Annotated in this window: 20 protein-coding genes; 11 read left to right on the top strand and 9 right to left on the bottom strand. The window is 64.8% G+C overall.

Annotated features, from left to right (window positions below; genetic code table 11):
* The first annotated feature begins 127 nt into the window (after positions 1-127).
* Positions 128-787 (top strand): Fe2+-dependent dioxygenase, encoded by a 660-nt coding sequence (locus DID96_RS10535; protein ID WP_124599289.1) that lies wholly within the window; start codon positions 128-130, stop codon positions 785-787.
* 153 nt (positions 788-940) lie between these two features.
* On the opposite strand, the gene DID96_RS10530 is transcribed toward DID96_RS10535, so the two are convergent.
* The 6 genes from DID96_RS10530 to DID96_RS10500 all read right to left on the bottom strand — a co-directional run bounded on the left by DID96_RS10530 (position 941) and on the right by DID96_RS10500 (position 4,985).
* Positions 941-1,168, bottom strand: a complete 228-nt coding sequence (locus DID96_RS10530) for a hypothetical protein (RefSeq protein ID WP_124599288.1) — start codon at positions 1,166-1,168, stop codon at positions 941-943.
* A gap of 11 nt (positions 1,169-1,179) precedes the next feature.
* A complete protein-coding gene (locus DID96_RS10525; RefSeq protein WP_260463842.1) occupies positions 1,180-1,971 on the bottom strand; it encodes a hypothetical protein in 792 nt (263 codons plus the stop codon).
* 2 nt (positions 1,972-1,973) lie between these two features.
* A complete protein-coding gene (locus DID96_RS10520; protein ID WP_124599287.1) occupies positions 1,974-2,648 on the bottom strand; it encodes a PAAR domain-containing protein in 675 nt (224 codons plus the stop codon).
* 369 nt (positions 2,649-3,017) lie between these two features.
* Complete coding sequence (locus DID96_RS10510) at positions 3,018-3,788, bottom strand: MBL fold metallo-hydrolase (RefSeq protein ID WP_124599286.1); 771 nt, start codon at positions 3,786-3,788, stop codon at positions 3,018-3,020.
* Between the two features lie 104 nt (positions 3,789-3,892).
* The gene (locus DID96_RS10505) at positions 3,893-4,423 is read right to left on the bottom strand and encodes a TetR/AcrR family transcriptional regulator (protein ID WP_260463841.1); all 531 of its coding nucleotides are present in this window, start codon (positions 4,421-4,423) and stop codon (positions 3,893-3,895) included.
* A gap of 139 nt (positions 4,424-4,562) precedes the next feature.
* Entirely contained in the window at positions 4,563-4,985 is a 423-nt protein-coding gene (locus DID96_RS10500) for an ACT domain-containing protein (protein WP_124599285.1), read from the bottom strand.
* 170 nt (positions 4,986-5,155) lie between these two features.
* On the opposite strand from DID96_RS10500, the gene DID96_RS10495 reads away from it, so the two are divergent.
* Positions 5,156-5,758 (top strand): NTP transferase domain-containing protein, encoded by a 603-nt coding sequence (locus DID96_RS10495; RefSeq protein WP_124599284.1) that lies wholly within the window; start codon positions 5,156-5,158, stop codon positions 5,756-5,758.
* Positions 5,759-6,343: 585 nt separating this feature from the next.
* Positions 6,344-7,897 (top strand): methyl-accepting chemotaxis protein, encoded by a 1,554-nt coding sequence (locus DID96_RS10490; RefSeq protein ID WP_124599283.1) that lies wholly within the window; start codon positions 6,344-6,346, stop codon positions 7,895-7,897.
* Here the strand turns inward: DID96_RS10490 and DID96_RS10485 are convergent.
* The gene (locus tag DID96_RS10485) at positions 7,872-8,546 is read right to left on the bottom strand and encodes a response regulator transcription factor (RefSeq protein ID WP_124599299.1); all 675 of its coding nucleotides are present in this window, start codon (positions 8,544-8,546) and stop codon (positions 7,872-7,874) included. The genes DID96_RS10490 and DID96_RS10485 overlap by 26 nt on opposite strands.
* 274 nt (positions 8,547-8,820) lie before the next feature.
* On the bottom strand, positions 8,821-9,702 hold the full coding sequence (locus DID96_RS10480; protein ID WP_124599282.1) for a patatin-like phospholipase family protein: 882 nt from the start codon (positions 9,700-9,702) through the stop codon (positions 8,821-8,823).
* Between the two features lie 251 nt (positions 9,703-9,953).
* Here DID96_RS10480 and DID96_RS10475 point away from each other — a divergent pair, with 251 nt between their 5' ends.
* On the top strand, positions 9,954-10,442 hold the full coding sequence (locus tag DID96_RS10475; protein ID WP_124599281.1) for a hypothetical protein: 489 nt from the start codon (positions 9,954-9,956) through the stop codon (positions 10,440-10,442).
* Positions 10,443-10,484: 42 nt separating this feature from the next.
* Here the strand turns inward: DID96_RS10475 and DID96_RS10470 are convergent, their stop codons facing one another.
* Entirely contained in the window at positions 10,485-11,135 is a 651-nt protein-coding gene (locus tag DID96_RS10470; RefSeq protein WP_260463840.1) for a TetR/AcrR family transcriptional regulator, read from the bottom strand.
* Between the two features lie 141 nt (positions 11,136-11,276).
* Between DID96_RS10470 and DID96_RS10465 the strand changes: the two genes are divergently transcribed.
* From DID96_RS10465 to DID96_RS10435, 7 genes are all read left to right on the top strand, one after another.
* Positions 11,277-14,420: an efflux RND transporter permease subunit gene (locus DID96_RS10465; RefSeq protein WP_124599279.1), complete on the top strand. Its 3,144-nt coding sequence runs from the start codon at positions 11,277-11,279 to the stop codon at positions 14,418-14,420.
* An 18-nt stretch (positions 14,421-14,438) separates the two neighbouring features.
* Positions 14,439-15,683, top strand: coding sequence for an efflux RND transporter periplasmic adaptor subunit (locus tag DID96_RS10460; RefSeq protein ID WP_185732214.1), 1,245 nt, complete (start codon positions 14,439-14,441; stop codon positions 15,681-15,683).
* Positions 15,680-17,197, top strand: coding sequence for an efflux transporter outer membrane subunit (locus DID96_RS10455; RefSeq protein ID WP_124599277.1), 1,518 nt, complete (start codon positions 15,680-15,682; stop codon positions 17,195-17,197). The genes DID96_RS10460 and DID96_RS10455 overlap by 4 nt, the downstream gene beginning before the upstream one ends.
* 225 nt (positions 17,198-17,422) lie before the next feature.
* Positions 17,423-18,001 carry an acetate uptake transporter gene (locus DID96_RS10450; protein WP_124599276.1) on the top strand — a complete coding sequence of 193 codons (579 nt, stop codon included), beginning with the start codon at positions 17,423-17,425 and terminating at the stop codon, positions 17,999-18,001.
* 101 nt (positions 18,002-18,102) lie between these two features.
* Entirely contained in the window at positions 18,103-20,163 is a 2,061-nt protein-coding gene (gene acs, locus DID96_RS10445; RefSeq protein ID WP_124599275.1) for an acetate--CoA ligase, read from the top strand.
* Positions 20,164-20,643: 480 nt separating this feature from the next.
* The gene (locus DID96_RS10440; RefSeq protein ID WP_124599274.1) at positions 20,644-22,764 is read left to right on the top strand and encodes a type VI secretion system Vgr family protein; all 2,121 of its coding nucleotides are present in this window, start codon (positions 20,644-20,646) and stop codon (positions 22,762-22,764) included.
* Complete coding sequence (locus DID96_RS10435; RefSeq protein WP_124599273.1) at positions 22,764-23,690, top strand: hypothetical protein; 927 nt, start codon at positions 22,764-22,766, stop codon at positions 23,688-23,690. Before DID96_RS10440 ends, DID96_RS10435 begins: the two co-directional genes overlap by 1 nt.
* Positions 23,691-23,698 lie beyond the last annotated feature (8 nt).

Below are 23,698 nucleotides of genomic sequence, written 5' to 3'. Positions count from 1 at the left end.
CTCCGGCGGCAACAACCGCGCCACTGCTCTGTCCTTGAATGTCTGTCCGTATCGCGCCAATTCATTCTCTCTTTACTGCCCCCAGGTTCCAATTCTATCCGGGCGGCATCTATTCTGACGCGGGGGGCTGACCACGGAGCAGGTCGCGCAATGCCGCGACATCCTCGACCACGCCGAGTGGACCGACGGCAACGCGACGTCCGGCGTGCAGTCCGCGCTCGCGAAACGTAATCGACAACTGCCCGAGGGTTCGCCTGCGGCGCGCGTGGTGGGCGACGCGATCCAGGATGCGCTCGCGCGCAATGCGCTGTTCTTTTCGGCGGCACTGCCGCTCAAGGTGTTTCCGCCGCTGTTCAACCGTTATGAAGGCGGCGAAGCGTTCGGCACGCATGTCGACAACGCGATTCGGCTGCTGCGCGGCACGGATTTCCGCGTGCGCAGCGACCTGTCGGCGACGCTGTTTCTCGAAGCGCCCGAAGCGTACGACGGCGGCGAATTGTGCGTCGAAGACACGTACGGCACGCATCGCGCGAAGCTGCCGGCCGGGGATCTGGTGCTGTATCCGGCATCGAGCCTGCATCACGTGACGCCCGTCACGCGCGGCGCGCGGGTGGCTTCCTTCTTCTGGATCCAGAGCATGGTGCGCGATGACGCGGATCGGACGCTGCTGTTTCAGCTCGATACGCAGGTTCAGCAGCTATCCGCGGAGAAAGGCGCGAAGGACGCGAGCGTGATCGCGCTCACCGGGATCTATCACAACCTGTTGCGGCGGTGGGCGGATGCGTGAGCAGTGCTCGCTTCTGCCGGCAGAGGGGAGTAACGCTGCCGCCTGTCTGGGCATTCCGCAAACCATCTGAACAAAACAATGAGAACGCTCGAGGCGTCCTCAAACTTATAGACGCAAGCGCCCGACGCGGCGTGCGATCGCATCTTGAACACACTATCTAGTCAGCCAGAAATAGTAGCTTGCCGTAGCTGCCAACACGACTGCGGCGGTATAGAAAGCGGGTTGGTTGCGTAGGAAATCAAGCTTGCTTGGCTCTTCCTCGATTTCGTTGTCCAGATTCCAGTAGTCAAACATCCATGGAGTATGTACAACGTTAAGCAGCAACACCGCAGCCGAGCTTACGAACAGCACGAAGAGGACAATTTCCTGAGTAGTCGACATACCTGCCCCTATCAACGGGCGTTCCAGCGCGTGAAAATTTCGAGCTCCATCTGATATAGCTCGTCCAGTGTGCCACCGATCATGCCGCCCAGGGTGCTTCCGAGCGTGACCGTCGCGATGGCACATACTGGTTCTGCCGGACCGCACAAAAACGAGACATAGAATCCAGCTACTCCACCACCGATCATACCGCCCGCGATAATACTGCCTTGCCGAGCGAGCTCCTTTATTTTATCTTCCGCCCTATATACTTCATTAGCGGCGAGCATAGCAGTCAACAAAATCAGGACTGTGCTATATGCTCGCATCTTCATGATTCTGGTATTCACACCAGCATTCGGCCGGCCGGCAGATTTGATCACCTCATAGTAGACTTTATTGCGCTCCACTTCGGTCAAATCCGAAAAAGGCTTTCCGAAGTCGCGCATGGCGTATCTATCGAGATAGTAATCGAACCCTTTGGCCTTCAACTTCAACCTTTCGGCCTCAGCCACACCGGTGGCCGTCGTATATTTCCGATATTCGACAAACAACTGATCACGCGTCTGGTTGCAAAACAGCGCCCCCTCTTTAACGGATATACGACCGGAATCAACTTCCTTCCGAACCTCGTCGGAAACCTCCTTGATGTGTGCCATATAGCGCTTGCGCGTATCTTCGTTCTTGATGACGTCATAGGCAAACCGTGTCGCAGCCGCCTCAAAGGAGGCGATCGCCTTTTCAAGGAAGTCACTTCTAATATGATGCGTTTCTTGCGTCGCGTAACTGCCCTCGTGGATGGCCTTATTCTGGTTTTCTGCCATACTTACCTCAGAATCGCGTCGATCAGACGCTCGGTGACCGAGCTGTAGTTGGCTTGTTCACCCTCGACATGGAGCTCAATTTTCTGGCATGGGCTACTATTTGGCCGATCAAATGCGACCATATTCCTTGAGTCGACAACCCCCTCCTCAACAGACCCATCTGCAAAATGAGCAGTACAGCGCAGCCCTTCGCAGTTGCCTTGTTCGTTCAGCTTGAACCGTACCCAGTGCTCGGGATCAGCCTTTGTCAATGCCACAACATCTGTCGCCGCAAATCCCATACTTGATAACCCCTCGCCATCATATTGCTCGAACATCACGCTTTGCGACGGAAGCATAGTTGGCATCGGATAGCAGCCACACGAAACCTTGTCGCCCTCAAGCGCGACCTTCTGCCCCATCCAGCCATCGGGGAACCGCGGGCCGACTGCAACGACATGTCCAACCGAGCCGCATGCCGGACACATCACCGACGCGCCGACATGCGTCAACTGCTGCCCCATGACTGACGTAGTGGCAATGCCCTCTGTCACTACGCCCCCGGCAGTCGACTTGTCACCCACTCTCAGATAATGTCTTTTCACTGATTTTAGCCCTCTCGGATTCTTTGTTCCGACTAATACCCGACGCAGGACCGTTTGTCGAGAGACGAACGTCGACTTGACTAAATGTGACATTCGGTTACGAGTCGCCTCGCAGAATCACCTCGCAGAACTACGAGGATGCCCGAGTAACAGCGTTCGCATTCTTCTTGTCGCGCCGCCCTGCTTCCCTGCGCTCAGCTATTCGTCACCCATGACAGTCCCGCAGCACCTTCTCGATTTGTCAAATCCGGCCGTATCGCGCGCGTGAAACCCAGCTGATGGATAAATTGCGCGGTTCGGTCACGCGCTACGCGCCATCCCATAGATCCGATTGCGGAAAATGATTGGGACGCGTCGCGGTGATCCCGCTGGATACGCAAGCATTGGTGCAGTGGGTTGCCGCGATCCGGTAGTCGTCACGGCACGCGGTCCGCTCGCTCATCCCGCCTCAGATTACTGCCATCAAAAGACGCACACTTCACCATCCTCCGGCACGACCAACCGATCAGTCATCCCCTTCTCAGCCGAGAATTCACGCAGTTCCTTCCGGGTCAGCATTGCATGATTGACCGCCTCCATATGTGACGCAATCAGCGTCGCCTGAGGCGCGGCCTGATAGACCTTGTGAACATCCTCCTTGCCCATGATGATCGAGCCCAGGCCGGGCACTTGCGCATCGCCGCTGTTCAGGATGACGGCATCCGGCCGATGGGTTTTCAGGCTGTCCTCCACGAACGTGTTCCAGACCGTATCGCCGGCGAGGTACAGCGTCTTTTCCGCCGAATGCTTGAACACGACGCCGCTCACCTGCCCCATCCGATCGCCAATCGCGTGAATGACTTCGTCCGACCCGTGCTGACCGGGCGTCTTGATGAGCGTCACGCCGTTGAATGACGCGTTGTCCGTGAGCACGCGCACATCCGTGAATCCCGCATCCTTCACGATCGCGGCATCCTGCTCATGCTGGACGAACACCGGCAAACCTTTCGGGATCGACGATCGGGCCGCATCGTCCCAGTGATCGAGATGGGTGTGCGTCACGATGACGGCGTCCACATCGACGATCTGTTCGACCGGGAGGGGCAGCTCGACGGTCGGCCATTTCAGGTGGCTGTTCGCGGTGCCTGCGAATCCGGGATAGGTGCCCTTGGGCGAGAGCACGGGATCGACGAGAAAGCGCGTGCCGGCGATTTCGACGATGACGGTTGCATTGCGGATTTGCTGGACCTTCATGGTGACACTCCTTCTACGCGGGGGATTATTAAGCACCGGTCGTTACAGAATCGGGCAAAAAAAGTGCATGCAACCTGCATGCACGACCTCGAACGTCTTCACTCTCAATCGAGATTCAGGAAAAGCAGTCGCAACGCATCATCGAGTCGCTCGTTACCGTAACCGGCTCGAACCATCACCTGAAGCCCCGGGAACGCGACAACCAGGAGCCTGGCCACGTCTCGCGCAGGTCTCGCGCGGCTCACCGAACCGTCTCCGTGACCGCGCTCGATCGTACGTGTCAAGGCATCCTCAATATATTGAAAGTCGCCCTGCACCCGCTCTCGAACCTCGGGGTCGTGCGGCGCCATTTCAACCGCCTGATTGATGCTCATGCATCCGTTCGAGAACTTCGGCGCACGAGCATCCCTGACGATCATGCGGAAAAATGTCTCGATCGCGTCGCGAGCGGGCCCGTGGTCGAGGATCTGGTGCATGTCACGAGCGCGATCGCGCCGATACGCGTCGAATGCCGCGAGAAAAAGCTCGCGTTTGCCGCCAAATGCACCGTAAAGGCTGCTCTTGCCGAGCCCCGTCGCATCAACCAGATCCACAACGGAAGTGCCTTCGTAGCCGTTGCGCCAGAAGACTTCCATCGCTTTGTGCAAAACCTCTGCGGCATCGAATTCCCGCGGCCGCGCCATCATCGCCCTCCACCAAGCCGAATTACCGGTTGGCGGCGATTATGAAACGATCGGTACGAAACGTCAACCGGGCCTCGCATGAATCGGGTGGTCAGGCCCTCTGCAGGATGTCGATCGCCTTGTCGGCATCGCCCAGCGAGTCGACCGCAATATAAGCAACGAACTGCGAGCCGAGCACGGCGGCCGATACGCCGCGCAGATTGATCCCTCCGTCGCCGAGCATCGCAGTCAATTGCGCGATGACGCCCATTTGATCCAAACCCATTACACGGACGGAGTGAAGGCTCGGGGTCACGTTGAACCCTACCTGCGAGGCCGCGCGGATCACCGCGTCGCCCTGCAGTGGCGCGACGAACACGATCCCCTTGCCCGGCGCGTCCGACTTGCGGCGCGCAACGACGAACTGCAAGTCCGCGCCCGCATCCCGCAACGCGCCCAATACGTTCGCGAGGCCGCCCGGTTTGTCTTCGATGGTGGCGGCCCAGACATCGACACGTTCTACGCTCAGTTCCATGGCAGTCCCTCCCGCCCGTCTCACCTCGATAAAAAAAATCTACTTCACGGGGGGCACGCGGGCAAGGCGCGCGGCTGATGTCACGCTCCGCTCGCGCGCGAATCCGCACTTGCCCATCACCGCCCGCTCACGCACAATTCCAGCACCTGCTTCCCGTTCCCGCTTCGCCGATGACCTATGCGTCGCTCGCCACCGGCGTCCTCCTTGCCGCCGGCCTCGGTCAGCGCTTCGACCCCAGCGGCCTGCACAGCAAGCTGCTCGCCCTGCTTCCCGACGGTACGCCGGTCGCGGTCGCGGCCGCCCGCCGGCTCGCGGCAGCGACCGCGGACGTGATCGCCGTCGTGCGCCCCGGCGCCGACAAACTCGCGATGCTGCTGAACGAAGCGGGTTGCAAGGTGATCTTTGCGGCCGACGCCGAGCGCGGGATGGGCGCGAGCCTCGCCGCCGCAGTGCGCGAAAGCCCCGACGCGAGCGGCTGGCTCGTCGCGCTCGGCGACATGCCGTGGATCACGCCCGCCACCTATGAAGCCGTCACGCGCGCGCTCGACGCCGACGACGCGTCGATCGTCGCGCCCGTCTATCGCGGGATGCGTGGCCATCCGGTCGGATTCGGGGCCGGCCATTACGACGCGCTTGCCGCGCTCGACGGCGATACGGGTGCCCGCGTGCTGTTCGCGCGCGAGCCCGTGACGCTGCTCGACGTCGACGATCCGGGCATCCTGCGCGACGTCGACACGCCCGCCGACCTCGCGCGCGGGCGCGGCGAATCCTGAGCGACCGCCGGCCAAAACCGGGTGCAAACGCGCGTCCGATTGCCTATAACGGAGACGAGGCGCCCGCGCCTCGCTGCCGCCATCACGATCCGCGAGGGCTCCATGACCGATCACACGACTCCGCTGCCCGAGCCCCCGGCAGACCCGACCCGCGATCCGGAAGGCGACCCGCTCGTGCCGCCATCGCCCGGACATCACGAGAATCCGCAGCAGCCGGAAGGGCCGCCCAGCAAGGACCCTGTCTAGACGTCGTCGAATCGTCGCGCTGCAAGCGTCGCCGCCCGCACCAGCCTGGTGCGGGGTGACAGAATTCGTCCGCGTCGTTCGCACGATCCGCCACGTCGAGATCGCAACGCACTGACGCGCCAACAGCTGCATCGCGCACGCCCCCTCCCGCTTCAAGCACACCTCAGCCGCAGACCTTGCATGCGGCGACCGACGCACGGCCATCCGTCCCGCGTGAATCTCTCGCGCCCGCCGTCTCCTAGGGATTCCCCCCCTACACCCTGCGGCCTCGCGTGCCGTCAAACAGTGACCCCGTCACGCCGCAAGCGGCGCGTTTCCCCGATCGACCGACCACACACCATGCGCAATCTCACCCTGAACCAGAAACTCGCTTCGATGATCGTCATCCTGTGGCTCGGCCTGCTGGTGATCGCCGGACTCGGCGCGTGGCAGACGCGCACGTCGATGATCGACGATCGCCGCGACCAGCTCGCGTCGCTGGTCGCGCAGGCGACGAGCGTCACCGACCACTACTACAAGTTGTCGCAGCAGAACGCGATGCCGGAAGCCGACGCGAAGCAGCGGGCGCTCGACGCGATCGCCGCGATGCGCCACGGCACCGATGGCTACATCTCGATCAACGATTCGAAGCCGGTGATCGTGATGCATCCGATCAAGAGCGAACTCAACGGCAAGGACGTGTCCGGCTTCGTCGATCCGACCGGCAAGCACCTGTTCGTCGAGATCGTGAAAGCCGCCAACGGGGAAGGCGGCAAGGGCTTCGTCACGTACCTGTGGCCGAAGCCGGGTGCGGACAAGCCGCAGGACAAGACCAGTGCCGTGCAGCGCTTCGCGCCGTGGGACTGGTATCTGGTGACGGGCATGTACATGGACGACGTGCACGCAGCCGTGCTCGCGAGCGTCGGCCGCTGGCTCGCGATGACGACCGTGCTCGGCTCGATCGCGACGCTCGTGATGGTGCTCGTGCTGCGCAGCGTGCGCGCGAACCTCGGCGGCGAGCTCGAGACCGCGCTCGACGCCGCGCAGCGGATCGCGCAAGGTGACCTGACCGCGCGCGTCGACGTGAAGCAGAACGATCGCGGCAGCCTGCTGCACGCGCTGCATACGATGCAGGGCGGGCTGATCGACATGGTGTCGCGCGTGCGCGCCGGCACCGAGAACATCAACGTCGGCGCGAGCGAGATCGCCGCAGGCAACACGGACCTGTCGCAACGCACCGAGGAACAGGCGGCCGCGCTCGTGCAGACCGCGTCGAGCATGGACCAGATGACCGCGAACGTGAAGCAGAACGCGGACAGCGCCGCGCAGGCGGCCACGCTCGCCGACCAGGCCGCGCAGGTCGCGACGCGCGGCAGCACGGTCGTCGACGACGTCGTGCGCACGATGGCCGAGATCACCAGCAGCTCGCACAAGATCGGCGACATCATCGGCGTGATCGACGGCATTGCGTTCCAGACCAATATCCTCGCGCTGAACGCGGCCGTCGAAGCGGCGCGCGCGGGCGAACAGGGCCGCGGCTTCGCGGTCGTCGCGGCCGAGGTGCGCTCGCTCGCGCAACGCTCGGCAACGGCGGCGAAGGAAATCAAGTCGCTGATCGTATCGTCGAACGAAACCGTTGAGCACGGCGCCACGCTCGTCACGCACGCGGGCCAGACGATGGCCGAGATCGTGCAGTCGGTGCGGCGCGTGAACGAGATCCTCGACGAGATCAGCCACGCGTCGCGCGAGCAGAGCACGGGAATCGAGCAGGTCAACCGCGCGGTCGGCGAAATGGATCAGGTGACGCAGCAGAATGCGGCGCTGGTCGAGCAAGCCGCCGCCGCCGCGCATTCGCTGCGCGACCAGGCGGAAGCACTACGCGATGCCGTCACGCGGTTTGCGCTGCCGGCCTGAGCGGGCCGCCAGCCAGATCGAGGCTCGCCGCTCGCTGCACGAGTTCGATATCGTTTTTCACGCCGAGCTTCTTCATTGCGCTGATCTTCTGCGCGCTGACCGTCTGCTTGCCCTTGTTCAGCCGTTCGGCGATCCGATTGATCGAAATGCCGGCCAGATAGAGGCTAATCACCTCGATTTCGCGCGGCGACAGCTTCACCACGGCGGGGGCGTCTTCATCGGTCGAATCGAGCGTCTGCCTGACGGCCGGCGACAGGTAACGGCCGCCGCCGTAACTCGTGTGGATCGCGGTCACGATGTGGCCAACGTCGTCGTGCTTGCTGACGACGCTCGACACCCCGCTCGACAGCATCGAGCGGATGATCACCGGATTCTCGTACGTGACCAGCGCGACGACGCCGACGTTCGGATGACCGAGCCGCAGGCGCTCGAACAGCTTCAGCCAGTCCATCTGCCCGCTGTGGCGCATCGAGTGATCGACAAGCACGATGTCGCATTCGATGTCGTCGAGCGCCGCGATCAGATCGCCGGTATTCCGGTACGCGCCGACCAGTTCGATCGCGCACGCGCTTCCCGCGACGTACTCAAGGCCGGCGAGCGTCAACGGCCAGTCATGAGCGAATACGGTACGGACACTGAATTTCCCGATACTCATTTCCACGTTTCCTGAAGGTTTCCGCATCGCGCAGATATCCCGCGATCCGGTGTTGAGATCGAATTACCCGCACGAGCTATTTTTAGCTCGTCAGATATTTTATGAATCCGCTGCGGAACGTGGTATCGGACGGAAACTCAATGGGCCGCCAAAAGCGTCGTACAAGTTTGATATTTGATCCGCTTCCTGGTCGGCTTCGCCTGCGCCCCCGGAAGGACGCGGTGCGGCTTCTGAAGCCGCACGACCGATCGGCGCGATGCGCAGCCCGTCAGGCCAGCGCGGGACGATGATGATGTTCGCGCAACTCGCCCGGGATCGCGCGCTCGACCAGCCCGCCGCCGTCGATCCATGCACGCGTCCGCTGCGCGGCCTGGTCGATCAGTTGCGCGCATTGCGTGTAGTCGTAGGACGACACGTCGAGCGGACACAGCGGCGGCACGACGTGGATCTGCGCGCGGGCGGCGTAATGCTCCAGATCGTGCACCAGTTGCCGCGCGATCACGAGGGTCAGCGCATGCGTCGCGTGGGCAATCGCGCTGCGCGGCGGCACCCGCAGCGCGCACGCGAAGCCGGCCGGCAGCACGACGATCCGCTTGACGCCGAGTGCGACCGCCACCGAGATCGGCGTATTGTTCGCGACGCCGCCATCGACGAGCTCCACGCCGCCGATGCGCACCGGAGGAAACACGCCGGGGATCGCGGCGCTGGCCTGCACGGCGTCCACGACCGGCCCGGCCGACAGCACGACTTCGGTGCCGTTCAGCATGTCGGTCGCGACGATGTGGAGCGGCAGCGCGGCTTCCTCGATCCGGCGGTACGGCAGGTGTTTTTCCAGCAGCAGGCGCAGCGCGTCGGCTTCGACGAGGTGGGGCCGGTTGCGCAGGACCATCGCGAAGAGGCTGCGCATCGACAGCGGCATGATGTCCTGCCGCCGAATGCTGCGCCACAGCGCGGCGAGCATGGCGACGCCTTCCGCATCGGGACGGCCTGCGAAATAGGCGGCGTTGATCGCGCCCGCCGACGCGCCGATCACGCAATCCGGGCGCTCGCCGCTCGCGATCAGCTCGTGGAGCATGCCGACCTCGATCGCGCCCAGGCTGCCGCCGCCGGCGAAAACGAACGCAGTTGACGGGATCGGGTTGGGCGGCACGATCGGCCTCCGTGATGTGGATGTGGCGCCGGGCATCGGCGCAGCACTCCTGATGATGGACCGGGCCAGCGCAATCAGGTCTTGATGAAAACCCTGCCGGGCGGTGCGCGACTGGCCGGGTGGCCAACGTGATCGCCGGCGCGATGCGGCGGGCAGCGCTGCGGGTAAAATTGCGGCCTTCGAATGCGATTTCCGGGCAACGCGCCGTTGACGTGCCGCGTGCGCCCTCGCCTGTTCTCTCCGACTGACCCATGACCGATTCCGACCTCCAGGCCGACGACACCACGATCCACGACGATACCCTCTGGCGCGACAACGGCTGGACTGCGCGCGTCATCAAGAACGAAGACGACGACGGCTGGGCCGTCGAGATGGTCAAGGACGGCGAGTCCGAGCCGGCACTCGTCGGGCCCTGGACGATGGGCCGCGACAAGAAGAACCCGAAACCGCTCGATGCGAATGCGTTCCGGACACTCGTGAAGACCGCGACCGAGGTGCTGATGCGGCACGCGCAGCAGCGGCGCGCGATGCTGCACAAGGAAGTGACGGTCTGGGCCGGCGACGACGAAGTGTCGGTCACGCTCGATATCGTGCCGGACGAGTTCGAGCCCTATGCGGAACTCAAGGCGTTCGACCGGTTCGGCGACCTGCTCGGGGAAGCGAAGGTATCGGCCGGGTTCAAACTGAACAAGGCCAGTGCCGACCGGTGGGTCGAGTCGGGGTTCGGGCGGCCCGCGTAAGCGGCACGCACAAGCGGCACGCTTCGCGCGCGGCCGGCATGCCTACTTCGCGCAGCCGGCGAGAAAGATGCGCACCGCCTGCCGCGCGATGCGCGCGCGCGCCGCCGCATTGGGGCGCCGGGCGGCGCCGAGCAGCATGCGGGTGCGGATGCCGCCGAGCACCAGATAGACGAACTGCTCGGTGGCGAGCGTGACGTCGCCGATTTCCAGCCTGCCTGCATCGACCGCCGCGCGAAGATAGCCGGACAGCGGCTCCATCCCGCTCAGCGCGCCCCCTTTGCCGTAATAGCCGCGAATTAGTTCCGGAACACGGTGCGCATCGAGCAGCAGCAACCGGTACCACTCGATCATCTCGGGGCGCGTGCCCACTTCCAGCAGATGCAGCGCAACCGTCTCGAGCACGGTTTCGGGGCGCCCCGCTTCGACCACGAGGCCGCGCAGTTCCTCGACCCACGCGCGCCGCAGCGTGTCGAGGATCGTCGCGAACAGGCCCGCCTTGCTGCCGAACCGGCTGTACAGGGTTTTCTTCGCGACGCCGGCCTCGCGCGCGATGCCGTCCAGGCTCGTCTCCCGATAGCCCGCGCCCAGGAATTGCCGCGTCGCCACCTCGAGCACGCGCTGCAGACGGAGTTCCGACTCCTGCAGCGTCGGGCGGCCGCCCGCTTTCGCTTCGGGAACCCGGACAGTTTGCATTCCGATCGATCCTATTGACATTCGGAGTGTGCGGTGGAAACTATACCGTTGCGTTTCCGCTGTTGACGAGAGCTGACGCTTGCACGCCCGACTCCCGCCCCATGCAACGCCCAACCTACCCGACTCACGGGGGCGCGGTCAATGGTCGACTTCTTCATCGAGCGTCCGGTCTTCGCGTCATCGATCGCCATCATCATGGTGCTCGCGGGGCTCATTGCCTGGTTCAGTCTCCCGGTCGAACGCTTCCCGCAGATCACGCCGCCGCAGGTGCTCGTCAAGTCGACCTACACGGGCGCCAGCGCGCAGGTCGTCGCGGACACCGTGACCACGCCGCTGGAAGCGCAGATCAACGGCGTCGAAGGCATGAGCTACATCTCGTCGGTCAGCGCGAACGACGGCAGCTCGACGATCACGGTCACGTTCGATGTCGGCTACGACATCAACATCGGCGCCGTCGACGTGCAGAACCGCGTGTCGCAAGCCACCGCGCAACTGCCCGGCATCGTCACGCAGACCGGCATCACGATCCAGAAGCAGAACCCGAACTTCATCCTGGCCGTGAACCTGTATTCGCCCGATCGTTCGATCGATCCGGTCACGCTCAGCAACTTCGCATACCTGCAGGTGGTCGACGCGCTCAAGCGCCTGCCCGGCGTCAGCGACGTGACGATCTTCGGCGAGCGCCGCTATTCGATGCGCATCTGGCTCGATCCGGACAAGCTCGCCGCGCTCGGCATGACCGCGACCGACGTCCAGAACGCGATTCTCGACCAGAACGTGCAGGTCGCGGCCGGCAAGTTCGGCGAAGCGCCGTCGCCGCCCGGCACGACGTTCCAGTATCAGATCAACACGCAGGGCCAGCTCGCCGACGCGCGGCAATTCGGCAACATCGTGCTGCGCGCCGGCACCACGAACGACGCCGTCGTGCACCTGCGCGACGTCGCGCGCACCGATCTCGGCGCGCAGCAATACACGTCGAGCGCGTCCGTGAACGAAAACCCGGCGGTGCTGCTCGCCGTGTTCCAGTTGCCGACCGCGAACGCGCTGGACCTCGACCGGCGCGTGAAGGCGACGATGCAGTCGCTCGCGCAGCGCTTCCCGAAAGGGATGGCGTGGGGCATCACGTACGACACGACGATGTTCGTGTCCGCGTCGATGACCGAGGTGATGAAGACGCTCGGCTTCGCGCTGCTGCTCGTGCTCGGCGTCGTGTACCTGTTTCTGCAAAGCTGGCGGACCACGCTGATTCCGATGATCGCGATCCCGGTGGCGCTCGTCGGCACGCTGGCCATCATGCTGGTGCTCCGCTTCTCGCTGAACACGGTCAGCCTGCTCGGGATGGTGCTCGCGATCGGCCTCGTGGTCGACGACGCGATCGTCGTCGTCGAAAACGTCGAGCGCCAGCTCGAAAGCGGGCTGGCGCCGATGGCGGCGGCCAAGCAGGCGATGCGCGAAGTGACGGGGCCGATCGTCGCGACGTCGGCCGTGCTCGGCGCCGTGTTCGTGCCGATCGCGTTCCTGCCGGGCATCACGGGCCGTCTGTACAACCAGTTCGCGCTGACCATCGCGATCTCCGTGATGCTGTCGGCATTCAACTCGCTGACGCTCAGCCCGGCCCTTTGCGCGGTCCTGCTGCGCCATCAGGAGCAGCGCCGGTTCGTGCTGTTCCGCGCGTTCAACCGCGGCTTCGACTGGACGCGGCAACGCTACGCGGGCTCGGTGCGCCAGCTGATCGGCGCGCGCTGGCTCGCGCTGGCGCTGTTCGCGGGCGGCCTCGGCGTCACCTATGTGCTCTATGCGACGATTCCGCATGCGTTCCTGCCCGTCGAGGATCCCGGCTATTTCTACGTGATCACCCAGTTGCCGAACGGCGCGTCGCTGCAACGCACCGAAGCCGTCATCGACAAGACGCGCGCGATACTGCGCGCGACGCCCGGCGTCGCCAACGTGCTGTCGATCAGCGGCCTCAACTTCGTGACGCGTGCGACCGCGTCGAACAGCGCCGCGCAGTTCGTGATCCTGAAGCCGTGGGACGAGCGCGGCGAGCGGCTGCGCGTCGCGAACCTGATCGCGGCCGTGCAGCCGAAGCTTGCGCGGATTCCCGAAGCCGTGTCGCTCGCGCTGAATCCGCCGACGATTTCCGGGCTGGGCACGTTCGGCGGCTTCGACTTCGAGATCGAGGACCTGACGGGCCGCGGCAGCGTCGCGCTCGATGACGCCACACGCGCGTTTCTCGCGGAGGCGCGCCGCCAGCCGGAACTCGACGCGCGCACGCTGCTGACCAGCTTCAACACGTCGACGCCGCAGTTCGATTTCCATCTCGACCGCGACAAGGCGAAGCTGCTCGGCCTGAACGTGGGCGACGTGTTCCGGACGATGCAGATTTACCTCGGCTCGCTGTTCGTCAACAACGTCACGCTGTTCGGCCGCAATTTCGAAGTCGTCGTGCAGGCGGACAGCCACGCGCGCGGCAGCAGGAACGACCTGTCGCGCCTCTACGTGCGCAATGCCGCGGGCGGCATGGTGCCGCTCGCGACCCTCGGGCAGCTCCGGTCGATGGTCGGCCCCGAGACGGTCCCACGCTACAACGTGTACGGCGCGGCCGAGATCACCGGCAGTGCGGCGCCCGGCTACAGTTCGGGCCAGGCGATCGCGGCGATGGAGCGCGCCGCCCGCGTGCTGCCCGCGGATTTCGGCTTCGACTGGACCGGCATCACGTACCAGGAGCTGAAGGCCGGCTCGGTTGCCGGCATCGTGTTCGCGCTCGCGATCGTGTTCGTGTTCCTGTTCCTCGCCGCGCAGTACGAAAGCTGGTCGCTGCCGTTCACGATCATCCTGACGGTGCCGCTCGCGCTGTTCGGCGCGCTGGGGCTGCTGTGGCTGCGCCGGATGCAGGTCGACATCTATGCGCAGATCGGCTTCGTGCTGCTGATCGGGCTGGCCGCGAAGAACGCGATCCTGATCGTCGAATTCGCGAAGCGCCGCCGCGAAGCGGGCCTCGCGATCGTCGACGCGGTAACCGAGGCGGCCCGGCTGCGGCTGCGTCCGATCCTGATGACGGCCTTCGCGTTCATCTTCGGCGCGATGCCGTTGATGGTCGCGACAGGCGCCGGCGCCGCGAGCCGGCAATCGATCGGCACCACCGTGGTTGGCGGCATGCTCGCGGCCACGCTGCTGTCCCTCGGGTTCGTGCCGATCTTCTATGCGGTGATCGAACGGCTGCGCGAAGCAATGCGCGAACGCGCCGGACGCGCGCATCGCGTCCGGCCGCCGCCCGCGGAGTGACGCAAGCACGAGGCCATGATGAAGATCAGCCGATCCACCGTCATTGCTGCCGCCATCGCGGTTGCGATTGCGCTGTGCGTGCCGCTGCTCGTCCCGCGCGGCGCGCAACGCGCTGCCGGCGACCCGCCCCCGTCTCGGCCCGCCGCCGTGCTCGACGTGCCGGTGACGCCGGTCGTCGCGCGCACCGTGCCCGTCTATCTCGAGTATGTCGGCACGACCGACGCAATCCGTACCGTCACGCTCCAGGCGCAGGTGACGGGCTATCTGCTAAAGCAGGCGGTGCCCGACGGCGCCGACGTGCCCGCCAACGCGCTGCTGTACCAGATCGATCCGCGCAGCTATCAGGCGACGCTCGACGCGGCGACGGCGCAGGCCGACAAGGATGCGGCCGCACTCGACTACGCGAGCGCCAGCCATCATCGCAATGCCGTGCTGAACGAAACCGGCGACGTGTCGACCGATACGCTGCAGCAATCGGCGAGCAGCGAGCGTCAGGATCGCGCGGCCGTTGCGGTGGACCGCGCGCAGATCGAAGCCGCGCAGCTCAACCTGCACTTCACGACGATCCGTGCGCCGTTCGCCGGGCGTCTCGGCCTGAGCCTCGTCCATGAAGGCGCGCTCATCAGCCTCGCGGGAACGCAGTTGAACACGCTCGTGCAGCTCGACCCGATCTATGCGACGTTCAATCCGCCAGACGCCGACCTGCCCGACATCCAGACGCGCCAGTCGAACGGCGCGATTCCGGCTGACGTCACCGTCGGCGAGGCCAGTGCGCCGCAGTATCACGGCCGGCTGACCCTGCTCGACAACAGCATCGTGCGGGGCACCGGCACGATCACCGCGCGCGCGACGATCGACAACCCCCGCCATACGCTGCTGCCGGGACAGTTCGTTCACGTGCGCCTGCATGTCGCCGACCAGCCCGGCACGCTGCTGGTGCCGCAGGTGGCCGTCGGCTCGAACCAGCTCGGCCAGTATGTCTATATCGTCGGCCCCGGTAACCGGCTCGAACAGCGCTACGTCACACTGGGCGCCGATTACGCGCCGCTCGTCGCGGTGCGTGCCGGCGTGACCCGCGGGGAAACGGTCGTCGTCGGCAATCTGCTGAAGCTCGGCCCGGGCGCGGTGGTCCGGCCGATGCCGGCAGGGTCGGCGCAGATTGGCGCGTCCGCAGCGCGCGTCGCGCCTGCCTCGCCCGCCTCACCTGCCGCGCCTGCCCCACCCGCTGCGTCCGCCGCGTCTGTCGGGAGCCGTAAGCCATGACCGCCCGTCACGATCGCCGGCGTTGCACGCGCCCCGACTGCCGAAACGGCCTCGCGCTAACCGCGCTTGCGGCCGCGCTGCTCGCCGGGTGCGCGGTCGGGCCCGACTTCGTGCGGCCGAAACCGCCCGACGTCAGCGGCTATGCGCGCGAACCACTGCCGCAGCAGACCGCCGCGACCGCTATCCACGGCGGCGAAGCGCAGCGCTTCGTGCAGGGGCTCGACATCCCGGGCGATTGGTGGACGCTGTTCCGCTCGCCCGCGCTCAATGCGCTGATCGAACGCGCACTCGCGGCCAACCCGAGCCTGCAGGCCGCCCAGGCCGCGCTGCGCGTCGCGAACGAAGCACGCCTGGCCGGCGAAGGCGCGCTTTTTCCGACGGTGAGCGCCGGCGCGTCGCTCACGCGCGAACGGACGACGGGCGCATCGCTCGGCACCGGCAACACGACCCCGGTTTTCACGCTCAAGACCGCGTCCGTGAACGTCACCTACCTGCTCGACATCTGGGGCGGCACGCGCCGGCAGATCGAAGCGCTGACCGCGCAGACCGAATACCAGCGCTTCGTGCTCGAGGCCAGCTACCTGACGCTGACCTCGAACGTCGTGCTGACCGCGTTGCAGGACGCGTCGCTGCGCGCGCAGATCGCCGCGATGCAACAGATCGTCGACATCGAAACGCAACAGCTCGACGGGCTGAACCGCGAATTCGCGAACGGCGCCGCGGCCAACCCGGCCGTGCTCGCGCAGGCGGCCGCGCTGGCCCAGGCACGCGCCGCGCTGCCGCCGCTGGACAAGCAGCTCGCGCAGACGCGCAACCAGCTCGCCGCCTATCTCGGCCGCTTCCCGAGCGACGCGCCGACGGACACGTTCGATCTCGAATCGCTGCAGTTGCCCGATACGTTGCCCGTCAGCCTGCCGTCGCAGCTCGTCGAGCAGCGGCCCGACATTCGCGCGGCGCAGGCACTGCTGCATGCGGCGAGCGCCGAAATCGGCGTCGCGACTGCCAACATGCTGCCGCAGCTGACGCTCAGCGCTGCGTACGGCAGCGAGACCGTCCACGCGTTGTTCGGGCCGGGCACGGCGATCTGGAACGTCGGCGCGGGGCTCGCGCAGCCGCTCTTCGAAGGCGGCACGCTGCTGCACCGCCGGCGGGCGGCGCTCGCCGCCTACGACGAAGCGGCCGCGCAGTATCGCAGCACGGTCATCGCCGCATTCCAGAACGTCGCCGACGCATTGCGCGCGCTGCAATCGGACGCGAACGCGGTCAACGCGACCGTCGCCGCCGAACGCGCGGCCGCGGACAGCCTCGCCGCGTCGCAACGCCAGTTCCGCATCGGCCGGATCAGCCATCTCGCGCTGCTCGACGCGGAGCGAACCTACCAGCAGACGCGCATCGCCGAAGTTCAGGCGCGGGTCGCACGGTATTCGGATGCCGTTGCGCTGTTCGAGGCGCTGGGCGGAGGATGGTGGAACCGTGCCGACGTCGGCGCGGATCGAGCGACAACATTCGGATGACGAATCATCCGGGCGACGCGATCCGACACTACGCGTTTCGCCATGCAGCCTACACTTAAGTTGAACCGCGCAGGCTGGCAGGTGGCTGCGCCACCAACAGGGTCAAGCCCGTTTTCTGAGCCGGCAGCCATCCGCAGTGAGCTCCGCACGGTCGCGTTCGGCGGCGACCGAGGAATTCGTATCGTCTCCGGGCATGTCTAGGCCAAACCCCCACGGAGGCGGTTCATGAACAGTAAGCTTTCCAACCCGGCACCGCTCGGACTGGCCGGGTTCGCATTGACAACATGGATGCTCAGCATGGTGAACGCCGGCTGGTACAGCGCGGACGCGCTGGGCCTCGTGCTGGCGGTCGCGTTCGCGTTCGGCGGCACCGCGCAAATGATCGCGGGCGTGATGGAGTTCCCGCGCGGCAACACGCTGGGCACGGTGGCGTTCCTCAGTTACGGCGCGTTCTGGTGGTCCTTCGCGCTGTTCGTCGCGTTCCTGGGCACGAAGGTGCCGGAATCGTTCGTTGGCTGGTACCTGATGGCGTGGGGCGTCTTCACGTTCTACATGTGGATCGGCTCGCTGCATACGAGCACGTCCGTGCAGCTGGTGTTCCTGTCGTTGTGGATTACGTTCCTGATGCTGGCGATCGGCGCGTGGACCGGGTCGGCCCTGGCCACCCAGATCGGCGGCTACACGGGCCTCGTGACCGCGCTGCTGGCGTTCTACGCATCGGCGGCCATGATCATCAACGAAGCCTTCGGCCATACCGTGCTCCCGACGCACGACTGGTCGCAAGGGCATCCGCGAGCGGCGTGACCCACTGGCGGGCCGGCGGGCGCACATCGGTCGCGCCGGCCGGCCCGCCGGTAGCGCGCACTCTTCGTGCTCCGGGCACCTGGGCGCAAGGAGGTATTGCCATGTCAAAAAACAAGTCGTCGCACCACGCGTCCGCAGAGCACCAGGCGGTCGACGTTTCCGAGGCGCAGATCGCCGTCCACTGGCCGGAGGAGGATTACTTCCTGCCGCCCGCATCGTTCATCGGCCAGGCCAACCTGACCGATCCGGACGTGTTCGCGCGCTTCTCGCTCGACAGGTTCCCCGAGTGCTTCAAGGAATTCGCGGACCTGCTCGACTGGTACAAGTATTGGGAAAAGACCTTCGACGCGAGCCATCCGCCATTCTGGCGCTGGTTCGTCGGCGGCACGCTGAACGCGTGTTACAACTGCGTGGATCGCCATCTCGCGAAGTACCGCAACAAGACCGCGATTCATTTCGTGCCCGAACTCGAATCCGAGGCCGTGCAGCACGTCACGTACCAGGAGCTGTATGTCCGTGTGAACGAATTCGCCGCGCTGCTGCGTGACGGCTTCGGCCTGAAGGCCGGCGATCGCGTGACGCTGCACATGCCGATGGTGGCCGAACTGCCGATCACGATGCTCGCCTGCGCACGGCTCGGCGTGATTCACTCGCAGGTGTTCAGCGGCTTCAGCGGCGCGGCGTGTGCCGACCGCATCCTGGATTCGGAGAGCCGCGTGCTGATCACGATGGATGCGTACTACCGCGGCGGCAAACTGCTCGACCATAAGGAAAAGGCCGACATCGCGATCGCCGAAGCGGCCAACAACGGGCACAAGGTCGAGAAGGTGCTGATCTGGCAGCGCTACCCGGATCGTTACTCGAGCGCGACCCCGCTTGTCTCGGGGCGCGACGTGATCGTCAACGACGCGCTCGGCGCCTGTCGCGGCAAGCGCGTCGATCCTGTGCAGATGCCGGCCGACGCGCCGCTGTTCCTGATGTATTCGAGCGGCACCACCGGGCGCCCGAAGGGCTGCCAGCACTCGACCGGCGGGTATCTGTCGTATGTCGCGTGGACGTCGAAATACATCCAGGACATCCATCCCGAGGACGTGTACTGGTGCATGGCCGACATCGGCTGGATCACCGGCCACTCGTATATCGTCTACGGCCCGCTCGCGCTCGGCGCATCGACGGTCGTGTACGAAGGCGTGCCGGTCTACCCCGATCCCGGCCGGCCGTGGCGCATCGCCGAGACGCTCGGGGTCAACATCTTCCACACGTCGCCGACCGCGATCCGCGCGTTGCGGCGCGCCGGGCCGGACGAGCCCGCGAAGTACAACTATCGGTTCAAGCACATGACGACCGTCGGCGAACCGATCGAGCCGGAAGTCTGGAAGTGGTATCACCAGACGGTCGGCAAGGGCGAGGCCGTGATCGTCGACACGTGGTGGCAGACGGAAACGGGCGGCTTCCTGTGCAGCACGGTGCCGGCGCTGCACAAGATGAAGCCGGGAAGCGCCGGCCCCGCGATTCCGGGCATCCATCCGGTGATCTACGACGACGACGGCAACGAGCTCACGCCAGGGTGCGGCAAGGCCGGCAACATCTGCATCCGCAACCCGTGGCCCGGCGCGTTCCAGACGATCTGGAAGGCGCCTGAGCGCTACGTGCAGACGTACTATGCCCGCTACTGCCGGGATCCGAAGAGCAAGGACTGGCGCGACTGGCCGTACATGGCGGGCGATGGCGCCGTCGACGCGGCGGACGGCTACTACCGGATCCTCGGCCGCATCGACGACGTGATCAACGTCGCGGGCCACCGGCTCGGCACCAAGGAAATCGAGTCGGCGGCACTGCTGGTGCCCGATGTCGTCGAGGCGGCGGTCGTGCCGGTGGCCGACGAGATCAAGGGCAAGGTGCCCGAGCTTTACGTGTCGCTGAAGCCCGGCGTGGAGGCGTCGAAAGCGGTGGCCAAGCAGGTGTCGGAATCGGTGGTCGGACGGATCGGATCGATCGCGAAACCGCATCGGGTGCTGATCGTCCCGGACATGCCGAAGACCCGGTCCGGCAAGATCATGCGGCGCGTGCTCGCGGCGCTGTCGAACCACCAGGATCCGGGTGACGTTTCGACGCTGGCCAATCCGGAGATCGTCGAAAGCCTGAGGACGCTCGTGAAGTAGCGGGACGACTGCATTCGATCGTCCCATCGCTCGGTCGGCATCCGCCGGGGTTCGCGCCGGAGTTCGGACCCGCGGCGAAGCCGACCGGATAACCGCGAGCGCTTGCCGCATTGCGCGCGCGTCGCGCACGGCCACGGCAAGCGCGAGGTTGGCAGCGTGGCGCCGATGCGCCAGACTCCCAGCGTCGAGAAATGACGTCTTGACGCTTCACACCCGGCGTGCTGAAAGGCGAGCGCCGTCGAGTAGTACTTTCGCTTCGTACACCTTCAATTTTCGAACTCGTCCAATAGACGCGTGGCGTCTTCACGGTCCACCATTCGATCGGGATATCCATCGCGTGCTCCCGCGCGTCATGGGCATCCGCATCACGGCACTACGTCGAACGGCATCGCGCACGATGGATTGAGTTATTCCACGGAACGCTGCCGGAAACCTGGGGCGTGCACGGAGCGCGTCGCTTCATATAGGGGATACGTGACGATGGCAGCGCAATCCGATGTGCGCTTTACGTTGAAGGTGGGTGATGTCCCGCTCGATGTCGTCGAGTTCGACCTCGACGAGGGGCTTTCCGAAGGGTACAGGTTACGGCTGAAACTCGTCGGTGCCGATCCGACGGTGGACTTCGGCAAAGTGCTGGACTGCCCCGCGCTATTCACCCTCTGGCGACACGAGGTGCCCGTGCGCTATGTCCACGGCATCGTTTCGAGTTTCGAGCAAGGCGAAACCGGCTTCCGGAAGACGTACTACTACGCCGTCATCGAGCCCGAACTCGCACGCCTCGACCTGGGTTCTGATTGGCGCATTTTCCAAGGACTGACAGTCCCGCAGATTATCGTTCAAGTCCTCAAAGAGCAGCGCATCGTCTACCACGACATTGCAGACACCACCAAACATCTTGAGCGTGAATACTGTGTGCAAGCCGGTGACACCCATGCTTACTTTCTGGAGCGCATTGCGCGGGAAGAAGGCTTCTTCCATGGCTTCCGGCATACCGAAAAAGAACATACGCTGATCTACTGCAATCTGCTTTGGATTTACGGTCACATCGGTGATCGCCCCGTCATTTATAACGCGATGTCCGGTGGTGACCGCTCCGAACCGGCGCTGTGGCGCTTCCACTATGCGGAGAACGTGCGCACGGCGCGGCAAACCCAGCGCGACTACACCTTCACCCACCCGCGTTACGAACAGGAGCATTCGTTTCTTGCCCCTGATCTCGAGCACCAGAGCGACCGTTACGAGCGCTTCGACTACCCGGGGCGATACAAGCTCGACGAGGTTGGCAAGCCACTCAGTCTGAACCGCCTGCGAGGCCATCGGCGCGACGCCAAGGTGGCCACCGTCGAAGGCGACGACGCGCGTCTCCAACCGGGCTTCTCCTTCGATCTGGCCGATCACCCGCGCAAAGACTGGAATCGTGGCTGGCGCGTGATTCGCATGCACCATCGTGGCGTGCAGCACACCAGTCTGGAAGAAGACAGCGTTGGCGGCGACCAGGGCACGCATTACAGCTACACCGCCGATCTGGTGTTCGATGACACGGAATGGCGCGCCGAGCCACTGCCCAAGCCGCGCATTGACGGCCCGCAACCGGCGACGGTCGTCGGCCCCAAAGGCGAAGAAATCTATTGTGACGAGTGGGGTCGCGTCAAGATCCAGTTTCCGTGGGACCGCCGCGGACAGTTCGACGAACACAGCTCCTGCTGGATACGCGTTGCCCAGAACTGGGCCGGGGCACGATGGGGGCATATGGCCATCCCCCGGATCGGTCAGGAGGTGGTCGTCCACTACATGAACGGGGATGCGGACCAGCCCCTGATCGTGGGGCGCACGCACATGGCCACGCAGCTACCACCCTACGAGCTGCCGCGCCACAAGACGCGGATGACCATCAAGAGCAAGACCCACAAGGGCGACGGCTTCAACGAACTGCGCTTCGACGATGCGAACGGCCAGGAAGAAGTCTACATTCACGCGCAGAAAGACCAGAACATCCACGTCAAGCATGACGAGACCATCTTCGTCGGCCATGACCGCAGCGAAAATGTCGAGCATGACGAAACCATCGCCATCGGCCACGACCGCAAGGAAACGGTCGGCAACGACGAGCAGGTCACCGTCGGCCAGGACCGGCGGCATCAGATCGGCCAGGACGATTTCCTCGTCATCGAGCGGAATCGCACCATCCATATCGGCAAAGACTGCACCGAAGAAGTCGGCAATCACCGCCGCGACACGACCACCGCCAACCACTGGATCACGATTGGCGGACATCTGGAAGAAAAGGTCGCGGGCCATGCCCAATTGGCCGCTGGTCAGGCGATTCGCCGGAAAACCCGCGTCTATGAACTGGGGGCCGCCGAGACCATTGTCATCAAGGGCCCCGGTGGCACGCTGCGTATCGACGCATCGGGCATCACGCTCAGCGGGGTCGCGATCAAGCTCGACGGGCCGTTAGGCCTGCGAACTGGCGGACGCGGCAATGCGCTGGGCATCGCCGGCACACCGAACGCCGGCCTGCCCATGGACCGAGCCTGCGCGATGCGCGCAGACGGCACCTGTCCACGCAACCCCTGCCCCTGCGGCAAAGGAGTGGCTTGATGGAACCGCACACAGTCGACGCGGGTTGGCCACGCCAGGTCGTGCGCGCCATCGCCGAACCGGAATGGTCAGCCTTGCAGCCCGGTCCGCGGCCATGGCTCTGGCTCAGCGGCGCGCATAGTGAAACGTTGGAGGAAGAGGTCATCGCGATCATCCAGAGCTTCGACTACCACTGGGTATGGCGCGATACACCACTGGAGTACGCGCTTCCCGGTTATCGTCAGGGGCCGCTACTTGTCCCCCTCGATGCGGCCTTGCTAGCACATGCCACTGTGGCCTGGGTACCGCAGCAAGCTGGCGTGATTCTGCTTGGGCCGAATGATGAAAACGCGTTGATCGGCCACCTGCAAGGGCTGCATCAGTTTATCGCCGCGGACGGATGGCCCGTCGCATTCGGCCTGAACGTCACGCGCGCGCTCGAAGAATGCTGCGAAGCGTTGCCCGAAGACCAGCGCGCCCAACTGTTCGGTCCGATTGAAGCTTGTATCTGGCACGACGGCGAAACGCAAACCAACGCATGGCTGCGTGCAGATGCGCCTGACCGCAAGGCGCCACCGTTGTCCATCGACCGTCACCTCGCACTGACGCCAGGCGATGAAGCCGCGTTGAACCTTGCGAGTCGCGCCTGGTTCATGCGCGAGTTTGCTCATACGCTCACGCGACGCTTCCCCGCCTACGCCCCAGCTGAAGCGCAGCTTGACTTGCGTCGGTCGTTGGCAATGTTCGCCGACGAAGCCCATCAGTTTGGCTTCCGGCTGGAGCGCGACATCCACTACTACATGGAGCTGCGGCTGCGCTATCCGCGCGAGCCCTTTGTCGAGGACAAAACCGTGCGTGCGCTGCTGCACCAGCGCGAAAACCATGGCATGTCAAGACTGTTTGCCCTCACGGCGCGCCTGCAAGAGATCGTTTCACCGAAATTTTGAGAACCCGC

Source organism: Burkholderia sp. Bp8963, assembly GCF_003854275.1.
In the GTDB taxonomy this organism is placed as follows: Bacteria; Pseudomonadota; Gammaproteobacteria; order Burkholderiales; family Burkholderiaceae; genus Burkholderia.
This window is presented reverse-complemented; position numbering and strand designations above follow the sequence as displayed.